23 protein-coding genes and 1 riboswitch are annotated in these 20,048 nt (G+C 66.1%); of the genes, 10 read left to right on the top strand and 13 right to left on the bottom strand.

Going from position 1 to position 20,048, the window contains the following annotated elements; all coding sequences use genetic code 11:
• Positions 1-70: 70 nt before the first annotated feature.
• Entirely contained in the window at positions 71-694 is a 624-nt protein-coding gene (locus MNQ99_RS15470) for an FMN reductase (RefSeq protein ID WP_241913565.1), read from the top strand.
• A gap of 70 nt (positions 695-764) precedes the next feature.
• Here MNQ99_RS15470 and MNQ99_RS15465 read toward each other — a convergent pair whose 3' ends face one another.
• The 4 genes from MNQ99_RS15465 to MNQ99_RS15450 form a co-directional block, all read right to left on the bottom strand.
• Positions 765-1,733: an IS481 family transposase gene (locus MNQ99_RS15465; protein WP_241912780.1), complete on the bottom strand. Its 969-nt coding sequence runs from the start codon at positions 1,731-1,733 to the stop codon at positions 765-767.
• A gap of 138 nt (positions 1,734-1,871) precedes the next feature.
• Complete coding sequence (locus MNQ99_RS15460; RefSeq protein ID WP_241913564.1) at positions 1,872-2,297, bottom strand: pyridoxamine 5'-phosphate oxidase family protein; 426 nt, start codon at positions 2,295-2,297, stop codon at positions 1,872-1,874.
• Positions 2,298-2,506: 209 nt separating this feature from the next.
• Positions 2,507-3,136 carry a superoxide dismutase gene (locus tag MNQ99_RS15455; protein ID WP_241913563.1) on the bottom strand — a complete coding sequence of 210 codons (630 nt, stop codon included), beginning with the start codon at positions 3,134-3,136 and terminating at the stop codon, positions 2,507-2,509.
• A gap of 229 nt (positions 3,137-3,365) precedes the next feature.
• On the bottom strand, positions 3,366-6,941 hold the full coding sequence (locus MNQ99_RS15450; protein WP_241913562.1) for a TM0106 family RecB-like putative nuclease: 3,576 nt from the start codon (positions 6,939-6,941) through the stop codon (positions 3,366-3,368).
• Positions 6,942-7,218: 277 nt separating this feature from the next.
• Positions 7,219-7,342, top strand: a riboswitch (SAM riboswitch).
• Between the two features lie 29 nt (positions 7,343-7,371).
• Between MNQ99_RS15450 and MNQ99_RS15445 the strand changes: the two genes are divergently transcribed.
• The 3 genes from MNQ99_RS15445 to MNQ99_RS15435 all read left to right on the top strand — a co-directional run bounded on the left by MNQ99_RS15445 (position 7,372) and on the right by MNQ99_RS15435 (position 9,626).
• Positions 7,372-7,521 carry a hypothetical protein gene (locus tag MNQ99_RS15445; RefSeq protein WP_241913561.1) on the top strand — a complete coding sequence of 50 codons (150 nt, stop codon included), beginning with the start codon at positions 7,372-7,374 and terminating at the stop codon, positions 7,519-7,521.
• The gene (locus MNQ99_RS15440) at positions 7,518-8,006 is read left to right on the top strand and encodes a PIN domain-containing protein (protein WP_241913560.1); all 489 of its coding nucleotides are present in this window, start codon (positions 7,518-7,520) and stop codon (positions 8,004-8,006) included. Before MNQ99_RS15445 ends, MNQ99_RS15440 begins: the two co-directional genes overlap by 4 nt.
• Before the next feature lie 309 nt (positions 8,007-8,315).
• Positions 8,316-9,626 (top strand): Nramp family divalent metal transporter, encoded by a 1,311-nt coding sequence (locus tag MNQ99_RS15435; protein WP_241913559.1) that lies wholly within the window; start codon positions 8,316-8,318, stop codon positions 9,624-9,626.
• Between the two features lie 148 nt (positions 9,627-9,774).
• Here the strand turns inward: MNQ99_RS15435 and MNQ99_RS15430 are convergent, their stop codons facing one another.
• A complete protein-coding gene (locus MNQ99_RS15430; protein ID WP_127513608.1) occupies positions 9,775-9,987 on the bottom strand; it encodes a FitA-like ribbon-helix-helix domain-containing protein in 213 nt (70 codons plus the stop codon).
• A gap of 97 nt (positions 9,988-10,084) precedes the next feature.
• Positions 10,085-11,332: an NAD(P)/FAD-dependent oxidoreductase gene (locus tag MNQ99_RS15425; RefSeq protein ID WP_241913558.1), complete on the bottom strand. Its 1,248-nt coding sequence runs from the start codon at positions 11,330-11,332 to the stop codon at positions 10,085-10,087.
• Positions 11,333-11,463: 131 nt separating this feature from the next.
• Between MNQ99_RS15425 and MNQ99_RS15420 the strand changes: the two genes are divergently transcribed.
• Together MNQ99_RS15420 and MNQ99_RS15415 are read left to right on the top strand one after the other, a co-directional pair.
• Positions 11,464-11,973, top strand: coding sequence for an Lrp/AsnC family transcriptional regulator (locus MNQ99_RS15420; RefSeq protein WP_127513604.1), 510 nt, complete (start codon positions 11,464-11,466; stop codon positions 11,971-11,973).
• 168 nt (positions 11,974-12,141) lie between these two features.
• Positions 12,142-12,867 (top strand): NADPH-dependent FMN reductase, encoded by a 726-nt coding sequence (locus MNQ99_RS15415; RefSeq protein WP_338423101.1) that lies wholly within the window; start codon positions 12,142-12,144, stop codon positions 12,865-12,867.
• 70 nt (positions 12,868-12,937) lie between these two features.
• Here MNQ99_RS15415 and MNQ99_RS15410 read toward each other — a convergent pair whose 3' ends face one another.
• The 3 genes from MNQ99_RS15410 to MNQ99_RS15400 form a co-directional block, all read right to left on the bottom strand.
• Positions 12,938-13,987, bottom strand: a complete 1,050-nt coding sequence (locus MNQ99_RS15410) for a hypothetical protein (protein ID WP_241913557.1) — start codon at positions 13,985-13,987, stop codon at positions 12,938-12,940.
• Between the two features lie 106 nt (positions 13,988-14,093).
• Entirely contained in the window at positions 14,094-14,564 is a 471-nt protein-coding gene (locus MNQ99_RS15405; protein ID WP_241913556.1) for a DUF4383 domain-containing protein, read from the bottom strand.
• A 146-nt stretch (positions 14,565-14,710) separates the two neighbouring features.
• A complete protein-coding gene (locus MNQ99_RS15400) occupies positions 14,711-15,106 on the bottom strand; it encodes an SRPBCC family protein (protein WP_127513596.1) in 396 nt (131 codons plus the stop codon).
• 111 nt (positions 15,107-15,217) lie between these two features.
• On the opposite strand from MNQ99_RS15400, the gene MNQ99_RS15395 reads away from it, so the two are divergent.
• Positions 15,218-16,276 carry an App1 family protein gene (locus MNQ99_RS15395; protein ID WP_127513594.1) on the top strand — a complete coding sequence of 353 codons (1,059 nt, stop codon included), beginning with the start codon at positions 15,218-15,220 and terminating at the stop codon, positions 16,274-16,276.
• Positions 16,277-16,379: 103 nt separating this feature from the next.
• On the opposite strand, the gene MNQ99_RS15390 is transcribed toward MNQ99_RS15395, so the two are convergent.
• Positions 16,380-16,877 (bottom strand): CarD family transcriptional regulator, encoded by a 498-nt coding sequence (locus tag MNQ99_RS15390; protein ID WP_127513592.1) that lies wholly within the window; start codon positions 16,875-16,877, stop codon positions 16,380-16,382.
• Between the two features lie 81 nt (positions 16,878-16,958).
• Between MNQ99_RS15390 and MNQ99_RS15385 the strand changes: the two genes are divergently transcribed.
• Complete coding sequence (locus MNQ99_RS15385) at positions 16,959-17,630, top strand: TetR family transcriptional regulator (protein ID WP_164745461.1); 672 nt, start codon at positions 16,959-16,961, stop codon at positions 17,628-17,630.
• An 85-nt stretch (positions 17,631-17,715) separates the two neighbouring features.
• Positions 17,716-18,114: a YchJ family protein gene (locus MNQ99_RS15380; RefSeq protein WP_241913555.1), complete on the top strand. Its 399-nt coding sequence runs from the start codon at positions 17,716-17,718 to the stop codon at positions 18,112-18,114.
• 106 nt (positions 18,115-18,220) lie between these two features.
• On the opposite strand, the gene MNQ99_RS15375 is transcribed toward MNQ99_RS15380, so the two are convergent.
• The 3 genes from MNQ99_RS15375 to MNQ99_RS15365 form a co-directional block, all read right to left on the bottom strand.
• On the bottom strand, positions 18,221-18,553 hold the full coding sequence (locus MNQ99_RS15375; RefSeq protein WP_241913554.1) for a DUF202 domain-containing protein: 333 nt from the start codon (positions 18,551-18,553) through the stop codon (positions 18,221-18,223).
• Between the two features lie 17 nt (positions 18,554-18,570).
• Positions 18,571-18,969: a YidH family protein gene (locus tag MNQ99_RS15370; protein ID WP_241913553.1), complete on the bottom strand. Its 399-nt coding sequence runs from the start codon at positions 18,967-18,969 to the stop codon at positions 18,571-18,573.
• Positions 18,970-19,119: 150 nt separating this feature from the next.
• On the bottom strand, positions 19,120-19,434 hold the full coding sequence (locus MNQ99_RS15365; RefSeq protein ID WP_127513581.1) for a hypothetical protein: 315 nt from the start codon (positions 19,432-19,434) through the stop codon (positions 19,120-19,122).
• Positions 19,435-19,546: 112 nt separating this feature from the next.
• Between MNQ99_RS15365 and MNQ99_RS15360 the strand changes: the two genes are divergently transcribed.
• Positions 19,547-20,023 carry an acyl-CoA thioesterase gene (locus MNQ99_RS15360; RefSeq protein ID WP_241913552.1) on the top strand — a complete coding sequence of 159 codons (477 nt, stop codon included), beginning with the start codon at positions 19,547-19,549 and terminating at the stop codon, positions 20,021-20,023.
• Positions 20,024-20,048: the final 25 nt, after the last annotated feature.

Below are 20,048 nucleotides of genomic sequence, written 5' to 3'. Positions count from 1 at the left end.
CGGAATAAACCGGAGCAGACATAGGTTTTCCCTGTAGATGCAATTGCATGGACAATCAAGGAGAGCCGCAGTGTCAGAACGCAAGATCGTAGTCATTTCAGCCGGACTCGGCGTACCGTCCTCCAGCCGGATGCTGGCCGACCAGTTGGCTGCCTCCACGGCGGACCAGTTCCGGCTGCAGGGTGTTGAAGCCGAGATCCAGATGGTGGAGTTGCGCGATTACGCGGTCGATATCGCCAACAACATGGTGACCGGTTACGCGGCACCGAAGCTGGATGAGGTGCTCAAGGCGACGGTTGCAGCGGATGCGCTCATCGTAGTGACTCCGGTCTTCAGTGCTTCCTACAGCGGCCTGTTCAAGTCCTTCTTCGATGTGGTCGAGCCGCGCGCGCTCGCCGGCAAGCCGGTGCTGATGGGTGCCACCGGCGGCAGCGCCCGGCACTCGTTGGCGCTGGACTACGCCGTCCGCCCGCTGTTCAGCTACCTGCGGGCGCGGACCGTGCAGACCACAGTCTTCGCCGCACCGGAAGACTGGGGCGCCGGCGAGGCCGGAACCGGCGGATTGTCCGAGCGTTCCGACCGTGCGGCTGCCGAACTGGTTGATCTGGTGCAGGGCACGCCGGTGACCGAGCGCGGCCGCGGCGGCGTCGAGTCCAAGAGCTTCGAGGAGATCCTCGCCAGCGTCGGCCACTAAATGAGCATCCACCACTGAGCCCGACGACGGCCCGGTCTGGGGTTAGCGACAGCAGGCGCATCGGCGCCGCCTAGCTGTAGTCTCCAGCGAGGTTGGGTACGCGGCTGGCTGGTGGCTGACCTTTGAGTGAGGTGTGGCCTCTGTGGTGATTGTAATCGTGTAGCCAGGCTCCGAAGGCCGCGGTGCGTTCGGTTTCTGATGCGTATGGCTTGGCGTAGGCCCATTCCTCCAGCATCGTGCGGTTGAAGCGTTCGACCTTGCCGTTGGTCTGCGGCCGGTATGGTCTGGTGCGTTTGTGCCTGATCCCCGCGCCGAGTGCCTTGGCGAAGAGCTTCGAACGGTAGCAGGATCCGTTATCGGTGAGCACCCGTTTGACCGTGACGCCGCAGGACTCAAAGAAGGCGTTGGCCCGTTCCCAGAAGCCTGCTGCGGTTTCCTGCTTCTCGTCGGTGAGGATCTCGGTGTACGCCAGCCGGGAATGGTCATCGACGGCGTTATGCAGGTAGGCATAGCCGGGCCGGCGGTTGGCGTCCGTTCCGGTCTTGTTCTTCCTCCCTGCCCCGCGGCCAAGGACTTTGTGTCCTCCGCCGTCAGGGATCCGGCCGAGCTTCTTGATGTCCACGTGCACCAGGTCCCCGGGATACTCGTGTTCGTAGCGGCGGATGGCTCGTCCGGTGGCCCGGTCCTGCCAGGTAAGTTTCGCCAACCGGTATCGCGAGAGTACCCGGTGGACGGTGGACGGGTGCATGCCGAGCTTGTAGGCGATCCGGTCCGGTCCCCACCGCCGGTTAACCCGCAAAGCGATGATCCGGCGTTCACGCCGCCTCGGCGTCTGCCCCGGGCTGGTATGGGGCCGGCTGGAGCGGTCTTCCATCCCGGCTTCGCCGTCTTCGCGGAAGCGGACTGCCCACCGCCTGGCTGTGCTGACCGAGACCTGGAATCGCTCAGCAGCCCGGCGGTAGGTCCAACCGTCCTTGACGATGCACTTGGCCAGCTCGAGACGGCCCTTGGGCGCGAGGAAGGCGTTAGGGTGGGACATGAAGACCTCCGGTGAGAAGTGAACTCTAGACAAGCTCCACCTCACCCGGAGGTCTTCTTCATGTCACTCAGCCACGCCGGACGTACCTAACGTCCATGGAGACTACACCTAGCGCCCCCGACCGGGCCGTTCGCGTTGCTAAAAGCGTTCGGGCTGCTGGCCAAACTTGAAGTGCCGCCCGCTGATACTTGTCGGCTTCACTTCCACATAGAAGTCCTTGAGGGTGGGAATCCAGGTCTCGACCGGCAGCGCCTCTGCAGCCGCAATTTCCTCCTGGGTCTGGAGCACGCGTGCGGTGCCTTTGACCACCACACTCCACGCTTCGCCGCTGCCAATGCCGTCCGCCTCGAACAGCACGTGTTCGTTGATGGTCAGCTCGGCCAACTTGGTGCCCGGCGCCGTCCGCAGGACCAGCCTGCCGTCACGGGCTACAAAGTTGATCGGAAAGATGTCGGTTTCGCCGGCGGCGGTGAGGACGAGGCGGCCGTGCTTGGTGTTCTTCAGCAGCTTCCAAGATTGCTCGTCGGTGAGCTCAAGGATCGGGTCGTCATGTTCAAACATCATGCCGCTATCTTCTACAGTTCCGTAGAAGAAAGGAAGCCTTTGGGGGAACAGTGGGGCACCCGACTGAAAAGTGCCGGTGCCCGCTTCTGCCGCCCATCGAGAGGGGCAGCAACGGATTAAGCGGCGAGGCACCACCGTTCGGCCGGGTATCCGGCCCAACGGCGGTGCCTGCTGGGTCATTCGCCGTGCAGCGGCACGGCAGGCCGGTGTTACTTGGCCGGGGTGATCAGCGCGGCAGCGCCGGTACGGGCGGCGTCGAAACGGGCGGCGACGTCCGCCCAGTTGACGATGTTCCAGAACGCCTTGACGTAGTCGGCCTTGACGTTGACGTAATCCAGGTAGAAGGCGTGCTCCCACATGTCCAGCATCAGCAGCGGGATGGTGCCCACCGGGATGTTGCCCTGCTGGTCGTAGAGCTGCTCGATGACCAGATTGCCGCCCAGCGGTTCGTAGGCCAGCACGGCCCAGCCCGAGCCCTGCAGGCTCAGCGCTGCGGCGCCGAAGTGGCCGCGGAACGCGTCGAAGGAACCGAAGTACTCATCGATCGCCGAGGCCAGTTCGCCGGTGGGCTTGTCGCCGCCTTCCGGGGAGAGGTTCTTCCAGAAGATCGAGTGGTTGGTATGTCCGCCGAGGTGGAAGGCCAGATCCTTGGACAGCTTCGGCACGTTGCCGAATTCGCCCTTGGAACGGGCGTCGGCCAGCTGCTCCAGAGCGGTGTTGGCGCCGGCCACGTAGGTGGCGTGGTGCTTGGAGTGGTGCAGCTCCATGATCCGGGCCGAGATATGCGGCTCCAGGGCTGCGTAATCATAGTCGAGCTCGGGCAGTTCGTACTTGCTCATGTTCTTCCTCTTCTCGTCGGAATTACTGTGCGTAAACAACTACGTGCACACTTCCAGCCGGCACGGGCAACGGGTGGTTGGCCCGCCGGGCTGCCGCTTCTCATTCAAGCATGTTCGGGGCCAGCACCGTAGCGGATTTCGCCCGTAACGTAGCACGACATCCGCAGCCTGCCGGGCCAGTTGGGCTCTCTGTCGACATTTCACCTCCGGCCAGCGGGCCGGGCTGAGGTCAATTCATGCTGTGGCAGAGCCCGGCGAAGGCGCCGAGTTCCTCCAGTCCGGCGGGCCGTGCCGGAAGGTAGTCGGTGAGTGCGCGGGAGCGAACGATGACTGCGCGCCATTGTCCCCGCGAGACCGCCACGTTGTTGCGGTTCCGGTTCAGCACGAATTCCATCCCGCGCGGAGCCTCGGCCGCCGCAGACACGGCGGTGGACACGATCACGACGGGCGCCTCCTGGCCCTGGAATTTGTCTACGGTGCCGACCCTCACATCCGGCAGTCCGGCGCCATCGAGTACCGAGCGGATCAGCTGGACCTGGGCGTTGTAGGGAGCCACTACCAGGATGTCCGCACCGGCCAGTGGCCGCGGCTGCGCTGTGCCATCGCCGCGCCAGAGCAGACCCACATGCGGGCCGACCTGGGCCAGCACTTCGGCGGCTTCCTCCGGCGAGGACGTGGCATTGCCCTGATGGTCGACGTAGACGCACTCGACTCCCGCCGGGGCTCCCTCCAAGTGCCGTGTGGCGGCAGCGGGTGCCGATTCGAGCCGCCCGTCGTAGGACAGGACCGACACTGCCCGGCAAAGGTCCGGATGCATGCGCCAGCTCCGGGCGAGGAAAAAGCCCAGCTCCGGCGGCAAGGTGGCATGCCCGGCGGAGAGCCAACCAAGGGCAGACCCATCCACCGGTTCCGGGTGCGTGCCCTGGGTGACCTGGGGCAGTTGCTGCGGGTCACCCAACAGCAGCAGCCGCTTGGCGGCCCGGGAAACAGCCAAGGTGTTCGCCAGCGAGAACTGGCCGGCTTCGTCAATGACCAGAAGATCCAGGGACTTGGGCGGGACCGCCGAACCGGTCATGGTCCACGCCGTGCCGCCGATCAGCGCACCCCCCGGCGACTCGAGCAACCGGGTCACATCTGCAGTGCTCCGGTTGGGCCAAGGAAGGTCATGGTCGCCGTTCGGCTTTTTGGCGACCAATTCCGGCGGCACACCGGCCTTTTCGATGGCCGCGCGCAGCATGTTGTCCACCACGGCATGCGACTGGCCGGCCACGCCGACTTTCCAGCCGAGTGCCACGAGCCGGGCGACAGCGTGTGAACCGACGTAGGTCTTGCCGGTGCCCGGCGGCCCCTGGACCGCCAGATAGGAGTCCTGCAAATCAGCGACGGCGGCGGTGATCGCATCGACATAGCCGTCCGGGTGGTCCTGGATTTCGGGCAGTTGAGCCAGCGTTGCCAGCCGCGGTGGACGCCGGCGCAGCAGCTCCAACGCCGGTTCGGCGGGGAAGTTGGGCAGCGTACCGGCAACCGCGGTGGCGATGTCGGCCAGGGCCTGGCGGATGGAGGTTGTGCGCACCGGCTGGTCAGGCGTCAGCGCCACCGGGAACTCGGTGTATTCGTCGGCGCCGCGCGGCAACCGCTCCTTGATCAGCAGCGTGTCCTTCACGCCGTCCGCGCCCAGTTCCAGCACCTCGGCGCCGAAGCTGAAGGCGCGGTGGTTGACGCCGTCCTTCTGTTCGCAGAGGAACGCCGGGTAGGGCTGGTTGTAGAGGCGGCAGAGCAGGCTGCCATCCTTGATGGTGGAACCGGGAGCCAGCCGGCCGGTCAGCGCGAGAACACGGACCGGGTTGCTGCGGGAGTTCGGTTTCGCCCAGTCGGAAACCACGCGGACGGAATCGACCGTGAAGACGTCGCGCACATCGGCCCAGTCCTCGACCGGGGCATCCAGCCGGTCAAAATGCGCCCACCAGAACTGCTTCTCTTCGCGCCGGTGGTAGCCGACCGACGCCGCGACCATGGCAACCGCCTGTTCATCCTCGGACAGCGTCTGGTTGCGCGCCGCGGCCGTTTCGGCCGCTGCCGCCACGAAGTCGAGCAGCCGCCGTTCCTGCGGAAGGACCGGTCCGCCGTCGTCAGCGCCTGTTCCCGCCGAGAGGGCAGGAGCGGGCACCGCTGCCCTTCCCAGCACAACCCCGCGTTCGGCGGCCAGCCGCAGCAGCCAGTTTCGCAATTCCAATGTGGACAAGCAGTCGTATTCGTTGTAGTCCGCAATGCTCTTGAGGATCGTGTCGGCTTCGGAGTCATTGCCTGCATCCCGGGCAGCGCAGTACTGGGCGTAAGCCACGACGGATGCGTCGGCGTCCTTGACGTCTCCGGACCGCAGGTTCTCGCCCATGTAGAGCGGTTCCAGTTTCTTGATGCTGTAGGAGTTTTCCGAAATCCGCAGGCTGTGCCGGACCGTGTCGTACAGGTCAACCAGGATGCCCTCGCGCAGCAGTTCATCAACTGCCTCTTCGCCGACCAGATGCTGCAACGACAGCCGGCGCAGGGCGGCTTTCTCGTAGTTGGCGTAGTGGTAGATGTGCAGGCCCGGGTGGCTGCGGCGCCGTTCGGACACGTAGTCCAGGAAGTCCGCTAGCGCTTTTCGTTCACCCGAGCGGCTGTGCGCCCAGAAGGGTTTGAACGGCGCTGGGCCGCCACTGGCCGGCGGGTTCTCCACCACGCCGAAGAGGTATTCCAGCCCCCAGACCCCGTCCTCGTCCTGCCAGAGCGGGTCGCCCTCGAAGTCGAAGAAGATGTCGCCCGGGTCCGGCGCGGGCAGCCGCCCCAACGTGTGCTGGTCCAGCACGCGGTAGGCAACGGTGTGTTCGGCACCGTCCTTGCGGAAGGTGACCCGGCCGTCCGGTTCCGCCGTGCCGGTCTGCATGCGCGCCTGGTCGCGCAACCGGGCCAGCGGGCCGGTCGGCGATTCGCCGGCCGGCAATTCGAGCGCGGCCAGTTGGTCGATCGTGCGGATTCCCGCCGCGCGGAGTTTGCGGCGGCGGACCGTGCTCATGTTCGCCACCAGCAGGAGATCACGGTGCAGCTCCACCTGTTCGGCACAGTAGTCGCAGCGGCCGCATGCCTTGACCCGCTCGTCTCCCCAGCGGACCGGGGCGGGCTGCCCGCGGTGTCCGGCGACCAGGTCCAGGAAGCGGCCGCGGCGTTCGCGGAAGACCGGCAGCAGGTCGGTCAGGCTGTGGTCGCTGTGCCGGCCGTCGCCGAGCACCAGCGTGACCGTCGGAGCCGCCCTTATGCCGGCCTGGAGGAGCTGGTCTCCGTAGGCGGCCAGCTGCAGCAGCGCGGTGACCTTGGCGTGGCGGGCCAGTTTGGTGTCGTAGACGGCGTAAGCCGGGGCCTCGCCGTCGTGCTGCGTCTTGACCAGGAAATCGGACCGACCATGGAAGCCGCCGTCAAAGAAGGAGGCCTGGAACACCACGTCCGCGCCGGACTGCAGCGCCGCTATGGATTCGGCATGCTTGGCGTGGAGGTCTGCGCGGGTGTAGCTGCGGGTCTCGGCGATCTCCACCACGCCGGAGCCGAAAGCGTCGCGGAACTGCCGCAGCACCCGGTGTTCGTGCACATCGCCCAGTGCCGCCGTGCGCTCGAGCATCTCGTCCCGGCCGAAGTCCGGCACCGGGGAGCGGCCCAGCTTCTCATCCAGCTTGCGCAGCAACTGGTACTCGCACTGGGCGGCGGTGACCAGGTCGGTGGCCGTGTAGACCAGATCCCGGTCAGCCCCGGCGGCGTCGGAGTCGAGCAGAAACACGGTGCCTCCTTGCACAAGTACGGCAGCTGCCAACCCGGCCGGCGGCGGGGTCCCCCCAACGATATCCCGCCGCCGTCCGGTGCCTGCCGGCAGTTAAGGATGTACCAGCCGGTGCGGACAGTTTCGGAAGGATGCGCCGGGGTGGCCGCCGAAGGTGCCCGGACGCGCGCCAATCATTCGCCGGTGCGCGACCGGCAGGTGGAACGTTACGCTGCCTGTTACGCGATGTGACCAGGGTCTCTCACATGCGGCACTCGACCCGCTAAAGTAGCCCTAGCTTCAAGAATTGTGGCCGCCAAGCTCCGACTTTGGCCACATACCAACCCCACGCTCGTTGGGTGGTTCGGATGACGAAGCGGCCTGCATCAGCCACTGGCTACCGGTGCGGGCAAGAGCACCCGAAAGGACTCGGCGCCCGGCGCCGGCTGCCATGGACACCCTTGAATCCCCGCAACTCCAGGTCTTGAGTCTGGCCGACTACGAGCAGATCTCCGCAGCCAGGGAAGCCTTTGTGGATTTCCTGCTGGATGCGGCACTGCAAACCCGCGGGCAGCAGCGCGCCGTCGCCGCGGCCCGATGACCACCAGGACCGAACCAAGCCCGACGGCGGCCGGTCCCGCGCCGACACCCGCTGAGACCTCCGGGCGGCGGCGTGCCCGCGGGCTGCTGTTGGACACCGACGTGGTCGCCGAGCTCAGGCGCGAGAACCCGGACCCCGCCGTTGTGGCGTTCCTGCAGCGGCGCCGCCGCTCGCGCGTCTACATTTCAGCGCTGACACTGGGGGAGCTGCACGCGCTCAGCACCCAGGACAGTGCCCTGGCCGGACGGGCGGACAGCTGGCTGGTCGAGCTCACCGAACGGTTCGCCGCGTACATCCTTCCGGTAGACCTGCAGGTGGCCGAGGCATGGGCGCCGCTGGCCGTCCAAGACGTGCCCGCCGTGGAGTCGCTGATCGCCGCGACGGCCGTCAAGCACTGCCTGACCGTGGTGTCCGGAAACGCCGAAGGCTACCGGCGGCTGTCGGTTGAGGCGTGCGACCCGTGGAAGTCTGCCCCCGCCGGATAGTGCCGGCGGGTAGCACGCAGCGGCTAGCACCGGCGGATAGCCCCGACGGCTAGCACCGGGCGGTAGCACCGGCGGGCACAGGCCCGTATGACGGGGCGGATCCGGTGTGCAAACGGCCACAGTCGCGCCGCTATTTTCCGGCCAACGGAGCCTCCCCGGCGATGAACGGTTCCCCATGTGGCCCCTTCGGTGCTTTACTGACCGGGCGTTCGGAACGCGTGAGAAACTAAACGGGGTCCGGTGACGGGCGGCACTCGTGCCGCCCGTTTTCTGCGGACAAGCTCCATCACGGTAAGGAATACATGGCTCATGGCCACTGAGAACAACATCACGGGTGCGGCGGATCCCGCTGTACGCGTTGACAACGACGGCGGGGCTCCCGCCAAGTGGAAGATCGTCGGTCCCGGCCTCGTCGTAGCGGCCACCGGCGTCGGCGCCGCGGATATGGTGGCCACCCTGGTGGCCGGTTCCCGTTACGGCTACGGCCTGTTCTGGGCGGTGATCGTCGGCGTCATCCTGAAGATCATCCTGGTCGAAGGCGCCGGGCGGTTCTCGCTGGCGACCGGCAAGACGATCTTCGAGGGCTGGCGCTCGCTGGGCCGCTGGACCACCTGGTACTTCGGTCCGTACATCATGATCTGGGGCTTCGTTTACGGTGCCACCGCGATGTCCTCGGCAGCGCTGCCGTTGGCCGCCGTCTTCCCAGTGCTGCCGCTGTGGGCCTGGGCCATCCTGATGGGCCTGGCCGGTTTTGTCATGGTCTGGTTCGGTAAGTACGCCACCTTCGAGAAGATCACCGCGGTGCTCGTCGGACTGATGTTCGTCACCGTCGTCGGACTGGCCGTCATTGCCGTGCCGAACATTCCGGAGATGATCGGCGGCCTGGTGCCGATGATCCCGCAGGACGACGGCGGCATTTTCTACACCTTGGCGCTGGCCGGTGGCATCGGCGGTACCATCACACTGGCAGCCTACGGCTACTGGCTGCGCGAAAAAGGCTGGCACACGCCCAAGTGGATGCGCGTGATGCGGATCGACAACTCCGTGGCCTACGTCATGACCGGCATCTTCGTGATCGCCATGCTGATCGTCGGTGCCGAGGTGGTCCGCACCGCCGGCGTCTCGCTGAGCGCCGGCGACGAAGGCCTGCTGGACCTCTACGACGTGCTTAAGGCCGAGTACGGCGACGTGGTCGGCACCGGCTTCCTGATCGGTTTCTGGGCGGCATCGTTCTCCTCCATCATCGGCGTCTGGAACGGTGTGTCCCTGATGTTCGCCGACTTCTGGGGCAACATGCGGAAGAAGGAGTCCGGTCACCCGGACACCCGCGTTGGCGGCAAATACTTCAAGTTCTACGTGCTCTGGCTGACCTTCCCGCCCATGCTGCTATTCATGCTGGGCAAGCCGATCGCGCTGATCCTGCTTTATGGTGCGCTGGGATCGCTGTTCATGCCGTTCCTGGCACTGACCCTGCTGGGCCTGCTCAACGGCAAGCGGATCCCGAAGGAGTGGGCCAACAAGCTCCACACGAACATCGCGCTGGGCATCTGTGCACTGCTGTTCGTGGTCCTCGGTGTTTACCAGTTGTGGAACAGCATCGCGCCGGCCTTAGGCGGCTGATTTCGGACAGTTTTGCTGCCCCGTGCCTGTGTTTGGTGCGGGGCAGCACTGTTTAAGACGACGACGGCGGTGCGCGCCCGCAGCGCGGGTGGCACGACGCCGGACACAGGCCCTAACTGCGCTGGTTGCTGCGGTGCGCCCCTCGGCGCTACTCCAGGCTGGTCCTGTGGTGCCCGCGGCTTTCTGTTTCGTCGCCACCGACCATCGACGCGAGCAGGTCGTCGGCTTCGCCCAGGCCCCGGACTGTCTGGACCAGGATGGCCCGCGCTTCGGCCTCGGGTGTGCGATGGTGCGAATCGGCAAGGATACGGAGTCCTTCCAGCGTCCTCGCATCCAGATCCGGCACGGTGAGCGATTCCATGACAGCCACCCTTCCTCGGGACGTTCCGCGGCCCGAATGCCGACCATGATAGACCCGCGGCGGGCCGGCTGGGTATAGGCCGGCCCGCGGCCGCCGGTCAGCGCAGCGGGTCGAACGGCCGGATCTCGTCCGGCACGCGGCCGGTGACAATCTGCTCGGCCAGCAGTTTGCCGGTGGCCGGGCCCAGCACAATGCCCCACATCCCGTGGCCGCCGGCAACGTACACGCCGGGGGAGCGGGTTGCACCAACCAGCGGCAGCCCGTCCGGGGTGACCGGGCGCGGCCCCACCCAGATGTCCTCGAGATGCTCCAGATCCATGTTGGTGAACAGCGGCCGCACCGAGGCCAGGATGGCGTCGATCCGCCCGGTCTGCAGCGGTTCGTCCGGGCCTCGGAACTCCATTGTTCCGGCGACGCGCAGCCGTCCCTGATACGGGGTGCAGGCCACACGCCGGGCGGGGAAGTAAATGGGGAACTCGGCCGGCTGGTCGGTGGCCACGCTGAAGGAATACCCTCGGCCGGCCTGCACCATGGTGCGCACGCCCAGCGGCTTGGCCAGCTCGGGAAGCCATGCCCCGGTGGCCAGCACAACGACGTCGGCGTGGAACGGCTCCTGGGAGTAGGTCTCCACCGAGATCCCGGTGTGGCCGTGGCGCAGCGAGCGGACTTCCGCGCCCGGGATGATCTTCCCGCCCCGTTCCACCACCGCTGCGGCAAGGGCCTCAACAAAAGGACCGGGCTCAAGGAATCGCTGTCCTTCCAGCTCGAACACCGTCGAGACGGCGGCGGACAGCTGCGGCACCTTCATCTGGGCGTCGTCCAGGCGGGTCAGCGGAGCGGACTGGCCGGCCTTCTCCACGTTGGCAAGCTCGTGGACAAAATGCCGGCTCTCCCTCTCGTCCTCGAAGCCGACGATGAAAGGGCCTTTCCGCGTCCAGGATTCGACGCCGTTGTCCGTCAACTCGTCGAAGCTCTCCAGCGCCATCCGGTCGATCGGCGTCAGCGCGGCCATGGTCCGGTCCCACGCCTTCTGCGTGCCGTGCAGCGCGAAGCGGGCCAGGAACTGCCACAACTGCGGGTCCATCCGAGCGGGAACGTGCAGCGGTGCCGCAGGGTCAACCAGCGCCTTCGGGCCGTAGGTCCAGAGGCTCGGGTCAGACAACGGCATGGCCATGCCCGGAGTCAGCCAGCCGGCGTTGCCCCAAGATGCACCGGCGGCGACGCCGGACCGGTCCAAGACGGTGACTTCCACGCCGCGTTCCTGCAAGTGCCAAGCGGTGGCCAGTCCCACCATGCCGGCCCCAACGACGACGGCGGTGCTGGGGGTGTGTGCGCGCGAGTACATGGGTGCTCCTCGGGTTGTATCTACTTTCGGCACCATCGTGAACAATGTTTAGCTGTATCTCAAGTGATCTGGAGAAGATTCTGCGAGACTGATTATTGCTCATCAAAAGTTCAGGAAGTGGTGACTGTCACATGGTGGAATCGAATGATGTTCGACGCACTTTCGGGGCTCCAGCCGGGTCCGGTTTGGACCGCATCGACCGGTTGATCGTCGAGCTGCTCCAGAACGATGCCCGGACCCCCAATAACGCGATCGCGGCGGCCGCAGGCATTGCTCCGTCAACCTGCTTGGGCCGGATCCGATCCCTGCGCGAGCGGGGTGTAATTCGAGGCTTCCATGCCGACGTCGATCCCGCTGCGGTGGGGCGCGGCCTGCAGGCGCTGATTTCCATCCGGCTGCAGGCGCATGCCCGGTCAAACCTGACCGAGTTCAAGGACTACCTGGCCGGACTGTCCGCGGTGGAGGGGATCTTCTTTGTCACCGGAGACCGCGATTTCCTGATCCACGTGGCCGTGGCGGACTCCAATGCGCTACGCAATCTGGTGGCGAACAACCTCAGCCTCCGCCCGGAGGTTGCCGGCACCAATACCACCGTCATCTTCGAGCATGTCCGCCCGCCGGGAAGTTCGCTCGCCCCCTGAGTGCGCCTGCACCTGCGGCCCGGTGAGGTGCGGTCTAAATCTCCCTCGCCGAGGCGGTCGCATCCTCACTTCGCTAGGGCGCAGCGCTCCATTATCACCATTTGTTGACATGTCATTCTTTACGGCGCTAGGATTGTTGAAACGTCAAGCAATCTATCGAAGGCTGCCATGTCCTGGTTTAAGAATCTTTTCAGCAAGTCCAGCGCCCGCCGGTCTGCCGCCAACCCCGCGCCGGCAGCGGCCGAAGCCCAAGAGACCGCAGCCAGTGCTGCCTCGACGGCCCCGGTGGCCCCGGCGACGGCAGCTGCCGTCGCCGGCCTCCCCAAGATCGCCATCATCACCGGAAGCACCCGCCCCGGCCGGGTCAACGACTCGGTGGCCGCATGGGTGGCCGCGGAACTGGCCGGTCGGACCGATGCCACGTTCGAGGTCGTCGACATTGCCGACTTCAACCTCCCGCTGCTGGATGAGGCATACCCCGCCGCTTACCAGAACTACCAGGGCGATCACACCAAGGCCTGGTCGGCCAAGATCAGCGAGTTCGACGGCTACGTCTTCGTGGCTAACGAATACAACCACACCGTCTCGTCGGCACTGGCCAACGCGCTGTCCTACCTGAACGCGGAATTCAACAACAAGGCCGCCGGCATCGTGTCCTACGGTTCGATGGGCGGCGTCCGCGCTGCCGAACACCTGCGCAACCTCCTGGCCGAGCTGCAGGTGGCCGTGGTCCGCAACCAGGTGATGTTCTCGCTGTTCACCGATTTCGAGAACTTCGCCGACTTCAAGCCGACCGAGCAGAACGCCGGAACGCTCGCCCCAATGATCGACCAGCTCATTCCCTGGGCCCAAGGCTTCGCCACCATCCGCACCCCGCAGGCCGCAGCTGTCTAAGTCTGCCTGCTGACCGAATCGCTCCGCCGTATCCTCATCCGGCGGAGCGATTCGCTTTAAGCGGGCCGGACTACGGCCCGCCGGCCGCCACAATGGCGGCGATCGAGGTCAGGAAACCAGGCAGCCAAGCCACGGCCAGTACAGCCAAAGCTATCCGGCCGCCGACGAGCACCCAGCGTCCCTGCAGGAGCCCACTCCTCGTCCGGGGCTCGGCACTTAAAACCGGCGCTCCACCCGGTGCCACGCCGGTCAGTTCGGGCTCACCGGGCTTCGATTCTGGCCCGCCCGCAACTCCGGAGTCCACTTCCGCTCCACGCCGCCGGGCCCGCAAGAACGTCAGCCTGAGGGCCGCCGCGGCCCAACTCACGACGGCGGCGGCAACCATCCATGCCGCGACAGCTACCGCGCCAGCGCCCAACGGAACCAGAACAAGCAGCAGCGGAAGGTACCACCGCACGTCTTTCGCCGATTGAAGCAGCGGCACGTGCCGGGACAGCCAGGTACTTGCCGTCGCAACCAGCATGCCGTGGGCAACAGCCAGCGCGGAGAACGCAGCTATCGAGAGCCAGCCCGGGCCGACTGCCCGGAAGTCCCGGCTGTCCGGCTCCAGCGGTCCGAACACCGTGCCCAGTCCCAGCAGCAACAGCAGCCCGAAGGCGGCTCCGCCGACCCGCCCGGCCGGCAGCCACCACCGAACCAGCCCGTAAAGCAGCGCCGTCGCGCAGCCGATGGCGACGCCGAACGCGACGAAGCCCGACGTTCCTTCCAGACTGATCTCGCCGATGGTCTCCCCGGCGTCGGTCAGCCTCCCGTCGTCTTCCGGCGATGTCACCGCGAGCAGGCGCATCACAAGCCGTCCGCCGGCACCGGCCATGCACAGTCCGGCCACGCCGCCGCCTACCAGCAGCACGTTCGCCCACCACAGCACCCGGCGCGCAACATGCACCAGGAGGGCACCGACGTCGTTCGAAGGGGCGCGGCGGTGGAAGGGGCCGGCGCCGCTCAGGAGGGCACCGCCGTCGTTAGTGTCCGTGGGGAGCTGGAAGCGCTCCCCGCCCCGGAGGGCCACCGCGGCCAGTCCCGCGACCAGCAGCAGGCCGCAGGCGATCATGATCATCACGCGGTTAGTATCCGATGGCCCCGGGCGCCAGCGAACCCCAGTCATTGTCGGCTGGGGTCCGCGCGCTAACCGACCTGCCGGAAGCTCCGGCGCGGGCAGGCAGCGATTATGCTGTTTCGTGCGCCTCGTCCCCGCGGCGCATCATGTAGGTGATCCCCAGGGCCAGCATGACCGCGCCGAGGACGAAGTTCAGCCAGTTGGTGGCTGTGTTGGTGGACAGGAAGTTGGCCCCATATTCGGCGGGTCCGACGATCAGGCCGTACAGCCACAATGCCAGGTACAGGATGCCTGCTCCCATCAGGAATTCCCGGGCAGCACTGGCGGTGCGGCTCATGATGTAGCCCACCACGCCTACCACCAGGTAGACGATGTTGAGCAGCACGGACACTTGGAACACGTTGAGCAACTTGGCTTCGGAGCCGCCGGCGAAGGCCATTTCTCCGTAATTCATAGTGATGCCGGGGATGAAGCCCAGGACACCGATCACAAAGAGAACAATTCCCGAAGTCATCGCGGCGTTACGCACATTTCCGCGGGAAACGTGGGCGTGACCGGCATGCGGTGAAGCGGTTGTCATTTCTCCTCCCAAACAATGAGTTTCGAAACTTTGTCGAGGTGCAACTCGGCCGTTGGTAGGGCGTATCTGACGTCGGAACCAGCGCTTTCAGTGTACGTCCGTTTGCCCACTCCGGCGGGGAAAAATCACGACGACGGTGGGCCGGCTCAGGCCTCGAGCAGTCGCTTGAGCGTGTGCAGGTCCTGGTCCACCGCGGCCGCATCGGCGTCGAAGCTTGACTCATCCATGCCCTCGCGGCGGAAGAGCGTGAACACCACCTCTGCGCCGTCGCCGTTGCCGAGCACGCGCAACGGGTTGTAGATCGACTCGCCGGACGCGGTGATGACGTAGTGGTCCAGCACGCCAAACTCATTGCGTTCGGCAAACTTCACCCGCACCGGTCCCGCGGCCGTTTCCGCGACCCAGTCGTCGTCGACCATGCCGATGGAGGAGCTGAGGCCGGCGGCCCACTTGGGCAGGTTCTCCGGGTTGCCGGCGAAGTCGTAGACCTCCCCAAAAGGGCGGTTGATGGCGATGCTGATGTGCCGCGCTGCAAAGGTCATGCGACCAGTCTTCAGGTTCGCTTCGGCCCGGACAAGACCCGATGGCCGGTCCTGCCGGCCGGAACGCCCAAAGATGGAGGCTCGGGCCGCAGTGCATGACAGACTTGGACCATGGCATCCAGGACTGGCAACGGCGACGATCTCCAGGAGAAGGCAGCCCACATCGGCATGCGCGTGGAAGACCGCTGGCAGGCGTACCGGGAACGGCGGGCACGGCGGCGCGGATATGTGGCTACCGTGATGCCGTTTACCGGCTACGGCACGGCCGGCTGGATCCGCGTGCTCGGCCGGGTGGTGATGGCCCGCCCCGGAGCCTTCGACAACGGCCGGATGCCCTCCAAACTGGTGGCCGACGGCATCCGCGGCTGGCGGAACTTCATCAGCCCGCCGGTGGCCAACGCGCGCGTGACCATCTCCGCCGCCGGTGTCGAACACCATGTGGTGGCCGACCGTGGCGGCGTGGTGGATGCGAAAGTGTCAGTGGATCTTGCGCCCGGCTGGCACACCGTCACGCTGCGCTGCGAGGACTCCGAACCGGTGGAAGCTGCGGTGAATGTGGTGCCGCCGGGGGAGCGCTTCGGCGTGGTCTCCGACGTCGATGACACGGTGATGGTCACCGCGCTGCCGCGTCCGCTACTGGCGGCCTGGAACACCTTTGTGCTGGATGAGCATGCGCGCAACCCCACGCCGGGCATGGCGGTGATGCTGGAGCGGGTCACGCGCGAACACCCGGGCAGCCCGGTGTTATATCTTTCCACCGGCGCGTGGAATGTTGCACAGACGTTGACCAGGTTCCTGTCCCGGAACCTGTATCCGGACGGCGCGTTGCTGCTCACCGACTGGGGCCCCACCAAGGACCGCTGGTTCCGCAGCGGCCAGGGGCACAAGGTTGACCAGCTGCGGCGGCTGGCCGAAGAGTTCCCGGACATAAAGTGGCTGCTGATCGGCGACGACGGACAGCACGATGAAGCCATCTATGCGGGCTTCGCGCTGCGCTATCCGGGGCACGTGGCGGCCATCGCCATCCGGCAACTGTCGGTCAGCGAAGCGGTCCTGGCCGGCGGCCGTTCACAGGACCGCCCCAGCGGCCCGGCGCGCAGCATCCCCTGGATCTATGCCCCCGATGGGAAGGGCCTGGCGAACCAGCTCCAACAGCTGGGAATCCTGTAGCACCGGCGCCCAAGCGGCAGCGCTGAGGGCCCGGCGAGAGAAGCGGGTACTCAAAAGGCGGCCTTCTCAGAGCTGAGAAAGCCGCCTGTTGAATAGCGAATGATTAGGCCGTGGCGTCGACCGGGCCGAAGACGGCTTCGATCATCTCGCGGGCTGATTCGTTGTCGGTTTTCTCGGCCAACGCAATCTCGGAACACAGGATCCGCATGGCCTGCTCGAGCTGGTGCTTTTCACCGGCCGAGGAGCCGCGTCCGAGGGCCCGCAGCGAGAGATCGCGGACCACTTCGCTGACCTTGTAGATGTCGCCGCTGTTGATCTTTTCCTGATTGGCCTTGAAGCGGCGCGACCAGTTCTCCTGGTCCTCGGGCACCTTCGCCTTGAGGATCGCGAAGACCTCCTTGACGCCCTTCTTGCTGATGGCCTTGCGCACACCGACCGTTTCCGCGTTGCCCAGCGGCAGTTCGATCATCAGTCCGTCATGATGCGCGCGGAACTGCACGAACTTGGTCTGGCAGTCCTTGAACGGACGGGTCCGGAGATCGGTCACGGTGACAGCGCCGTGCGGGGGGTAGACGAGGGTGTCGCCAACTTTAATGTTCATTGATGCCCTTTCATGCCATTATGGCAGATACTGCCACATTGGCACCGAATACTCAAATATTGGGGTATCTTGGAATCTGCTATGCCACAGAAATCGCCGATCAGCGGCGCTTCCAGAACCGATGTGCCCGGCCCTTCCACGGCTGAGCTCCCTGCTGCTGCACCCGGATTAAGGGAGCGACGGCGGCGCCAGACCCGGACCGAAATCAGCCAGGCCGCGCTGCGCCTGTTCCAGGAATACGGCGTTGATGCCACCACCGTGGACGGCATTGCCAACGCGGCCGGGATCTCCCAGCGGACCTTCTTCCGGTACTTCACCAGCAAGGAAGAAGCCGCGCTGCCGGCGCATCAGGATTTCGACGCCGCACTTGAAGCCGGGCTGCTGACCATCGACCCCGCCGGCGATCCGCGCGAAGAGCTCGAACGCGTCTACCAGCAGGTGATGCAGGGGTATGCGGACAACGATGCGCCGCAGGCCCGCAGCATGTTGCTGGTCAACCAGCTCATCCGGAAGGAGCCACTGCTGAGGGCGGCGCTGCTCAAGCACAATGCCACCCGGACCACCGGGCTGGTGGATGCCCTGATGGACAGGTTTGGCCGCGACGGCATCAGCGATCTGCAGATCCGGCTCGCGTTCGAGACCTGCGCGGCAGTGGTCCGCGTCGCCTTCGAAGTATGGGTGACCCGGCGCGAGGCCGGCCGGAACGACAACCTTCCGGACATCTACGCTTCGGCCCGGCAGCTGGCCCATTGAACGTGCGGTACGAGCGGAGCGTCCCTCAGCGAGGCGGCGCCGACACCGTGAAGGCCGACACCGTGAAGACTGCTCAGGTGCCTGAATGAAGACCGTGCCGATCGATGCGCCCTGTCCCTGCCGGAGCGGCCATGCCTATGGCCAATGCTGCCGGCCGTTCCTCCGCGGTGACGCGGAGGCCCCGACGGCGGAGGCCCTGATGCGCTCGCGCTACACCGCGTTTGTGACGGGCGACGTCGACTATCTTTTGCGGACCTGGCATCCGGAAACGCGGCCGGCGAGCCTTGAGCTGGATTCCGCGCTGGCATGGACCGGCCTGCAGATCCTGAGGACCGTGCGCGGCGGCGAATCAGACCGCGCCGGCACAGTGGAATTCCGGGCTACCTACCGCGAGGGCGGCCAGGACCGCGCGCAACAGGAGAAGAGTACGTTCGTTCGCGAGGATGGCCGCTGGGTCTACCGCGACGCGCTGTCACAGTCCTGACTCCGGCCGACCGCCAAGCCCGCCGTGCGCCTCACTCCGCCCGGCCTGCGCCGCAGGCCATCCGCCCTGCGCCGCACGCCGCCCGCCGCAGGCGCGCCGTCGCTAATTAGTCCAAGGCCAGAAACAAGACGGCGAAGAGGCCGAGCGCGCCGAGCACCACCACACTGCCGGCGACCCAGGCGGCCGCGGCGGCATCGGCGTGGATCCTTTCGTTGGCGATGCCGGAGACTGCCCGGCGGTAGCGCAGCTGCTGGGTGATGTAGATGCCCAGGGCCGTGCACAGCGCCACGGCCACGAGCGTTCCGGTGAACCAGCCGTATTCCGGAAACCAGCGCAGGAACATGGCCGTCGCCACGATCATGGCCAGGGTCGTCCGGCTCCAGGCCAGCGAGGTGCGCTCAGGCTGCAGGCCGGCGTCGTGGTGTTCCGGCTCGGGCACGGAACGGCCGCGTCGCATCATGTCAGCCGCAGGAGGACAAAGACCAGCAGGAGCGCCGCCACCACGCCGCCGCCAATGGCCAGAATCGGCGCAATCAGCGGAAGCGGCAGGGGAGTCTTGTGCCGCATGGACCGTTCGATGTTCAGCCAGCGGAAGAAGGAACCGCAGCCGATCGCCATCGCCAGTACCAAGAGGACCACGGCGATGGTGGTGCGGATCGCCGGATCGAAAATGTCGGTGGTGAAGGCCTCCACGGCGATGCCGCCGGCCACCAGGGCCAGCGACGTGCGGATCCAGGCGAGGAACGTGCGCTCGTTGGCCAGCGTGAACCGCGGATCAGGTTCGGTGCCGCCGCGGAGCAGCTTGGCGGCGAACTTGCCGCGTTCCGGACGGGGTGAAGGCGATGAAGTAGGCACGGCTTCATGGTAGTCATGTCCGCGGCAGGGCAACGTTCATGACGGTCATATCGGGCCAGGGCACGCCCGTGTCCGGCGCCGGCACGGGAACGAACCCGCGCGCCAACCGCCGGCGGCCACCAACCGGCGCGGCCATCGGGCAGGGCGCGGTCACGCCGCCGGGCGGTCCCCGTCGTCGTTCTCTTGGTCCATCCTTGTCACGGTGAAGAAGCGGTTTCCCGCCCCTTTGCGCGAACTGGGCACCAGGAGCTTGGAGTATTTTTCGCACCATTGGGCGGTGCCGACGGAATCGGCGACCGCCGAAGCGATGGCGTCCATATTGTCGGACCACCCCAGAACGCGCTCGCCTTCGAGGCAGAACTGGATGAGGCCCAGCTGGGTATCAACATGGAGATCGACGTCCACCCAAACGTCGAATCCCGCTGTGTTGCTGTCTGTATCTTCTGTTTTATATGTATTCATCATGAGACTTGTGTTGCGCATCACACTCTGTGGTGCGCCCTCCCACTATAGGGTTCACCATCCGGAATGCCAAACAGTTTCCACAGCGTAAACGGCCGGTAAAGTAAATCGGGCCATGACCAAGACACCTTCCGCCCAGCGCCTGTCCTGCAACGTTCCGATGCGTTGGGGCGACATGGATGCGTATGGGCACATCAACAATGTGGAGATCCTGCGGATCCTGGAGGAAGCGCGCATCCACGCGTTCGGCCCGCCGGCGGGGACCGGCGGACCCGGACTCGAGGTGGACCTGCCGGTCTTTTCCGACCTGCCCGAATCCACCCAGGCGCTGGTGGCCGAGCACCGGGTCAAGTACGTCCGGCCGCTGAACTACCGCAACATCCCGGCCCACGTGGAGGTCTGGATCAGCGCGATCAAGGGCGCCAGCCTGACCATCGCGTACATGATCATGGACCCGGTCACCGCCGAGCAGTGCGTGCTGGCCGAAACCACGCTGGCGTTCTTCCACACCGACTCCGGCCGGCTGCTGCGCCTGAGCGGCCGCCAGCGGCAGATCCTGGAACCCTACCTGGGCGAGCCCAACTTCCGCTGAAACAACGACGGCGGTGCGTCGGCTT

This window comes from Arthrobacter sulfonylureivorans, assembly GCF_022637435.1.
Lineage (GTDB): Bacteria > Actinomycetota > Actinomycetes > Actinomycetales > Micrococcaceae > Crystallibacter > Crystallibacter sulfonylureivorans.
Note: the sequence above shows the minus strand (reverse complement) of the source record. Positions and strands in the feature narration are given on the sequence as shown.

Excerpts from the sequence above, each read along its gene's own strand:
- MNQ99_RS15465 (WP_241912780.1), bottom strand. The coding sequence starts at position 1,733 with ATGTCCCACCCTAACGCCTTCCTCGCGCCCAAGGGCCGTCTCGAGCTG.
- MNQ99_RS15360 (WP_241913552.1), top strand. The coding sequence starts at position 19,547 with ATGACCAAGACACCTTCCGCCCAGCGCCTGTCCTGCAACGTTCCGATG.
- MNQ99_RS15455 (WP_241913563.1), bottom strand. The coding sequence starts at position 3,136 with ATGAGCAAGTACGAACTGCCCGAGCTCGACTATGATTACGCAGCCCTG.
- MNQ99_RS15430 (WP_127513608.1), bottom strand. The coding sequence starts at position 9,987 with ATGGAATCGCTCACCGTGCCGGATCTGGATGCGAGGACGCTGGAAGGA.
- MNQ99_RS15400 (WP_127513596.1), bottom strand. The coding sequence starts at position 15,106 with ATGACCTTTGCAGCGCGGCACATCAGCATCGCCATCAACCGCCCTTTT.
- MNQ99_RS15395 (WP_127513594.1), top strand. The coding sequence starts at position 15,218 with ATGGCATCCAGGACTGGCAACGGCGACGATCTCCAGGAGAAGGCAGCC.
- MNQ99_RS15380 (WP_241913555.1), top strand. The coding sequence starts at position 17,716 with ATGAAGACCGTGCCGATCGATGCGCCCTGTCCCTGCCGGAGCGGCCAT.
- MNQ99_RS15415 (WP_338423101.1), top strand. The coding sequence starts at position 12,142 with ATGTCCTGGTTTAAGAATCTTTTCAGCAAGTCCAGCGCCCGCCGGTCT.
- MNQ99_RS15365 (WP_127513581.1), bottom strand. The coding sequence starts at position 19,434 with ATGATGAATACATATAAAACAGAAGATACAGACAGCAACACAGCGGGA.
- MNQ99_RS15390 (WP_127513592.1), bottom strand. The coding sequence starts at position 16,877 with ATGAACATTAAAGTTGGCGACACCCTCGTCTACCCCCCGCACGGCGCT.
- MNQ99_RS15440 (WP_241913560.1), top strand. The coding sequence starts at position 7,518 with ATGACCACCAGGACCGAACCAAGCCCGACGGCGGCCGGTCCCGCGCCG.
- MNQ99_RS15460 (WP_241913564.1), bottom strand. The coding sequence starts at position 2,297 with ATGATGTTTGAACATGACGACCCGATCCTTGAGCTCACCGACGAGCAA.
- MNQ99_RS15420 (WP_127513604.1), top strand. The coding sequence starts at position 11,464 with ATGGTGGAATCGAATGATGTTCGACGCACTTTCGGGGCTCCAGCCGGG.
- MNQ99_RS15435 (WP_241913559.1), top strand. The coding sequence starts at position 8,316 with ATGGCCACTGAGAACAACATCACGGGTGCGGCGGATCCCGCTGTACGC.
- MNQ99_RS15385 (WP_164745461.1), top strand. The coding sequence starts at position 16,959 with ATGCCACAGAAATCGCCGATCAGCGGCGCTTCCAGAACCGATGTGCCC.
- MNQ99_RS15425 (WP_241913558.1), bottom strand. The coding sequence starts at position 11,332 with ATGTACTCGCGCGCACACACCCCCAGCACCGCCGTCGTCGTTGGGGCC.
- MNQ99_RS15445 (WP_241913561.1), top strand. The coding sequence starts at position 7,372 with ATGGACACCCTTGAATCCCCGCAACTCCAGGTCTTGAGTCTGGCCGAC.
- MNQ99_RS15405 (WP_241913556.1), bottom strand. The coding sequence starts at position 14,564 with ATGACAACCGCTTCACCGCATGCCGGTCACGCCCACGTTTCCCGCGGA.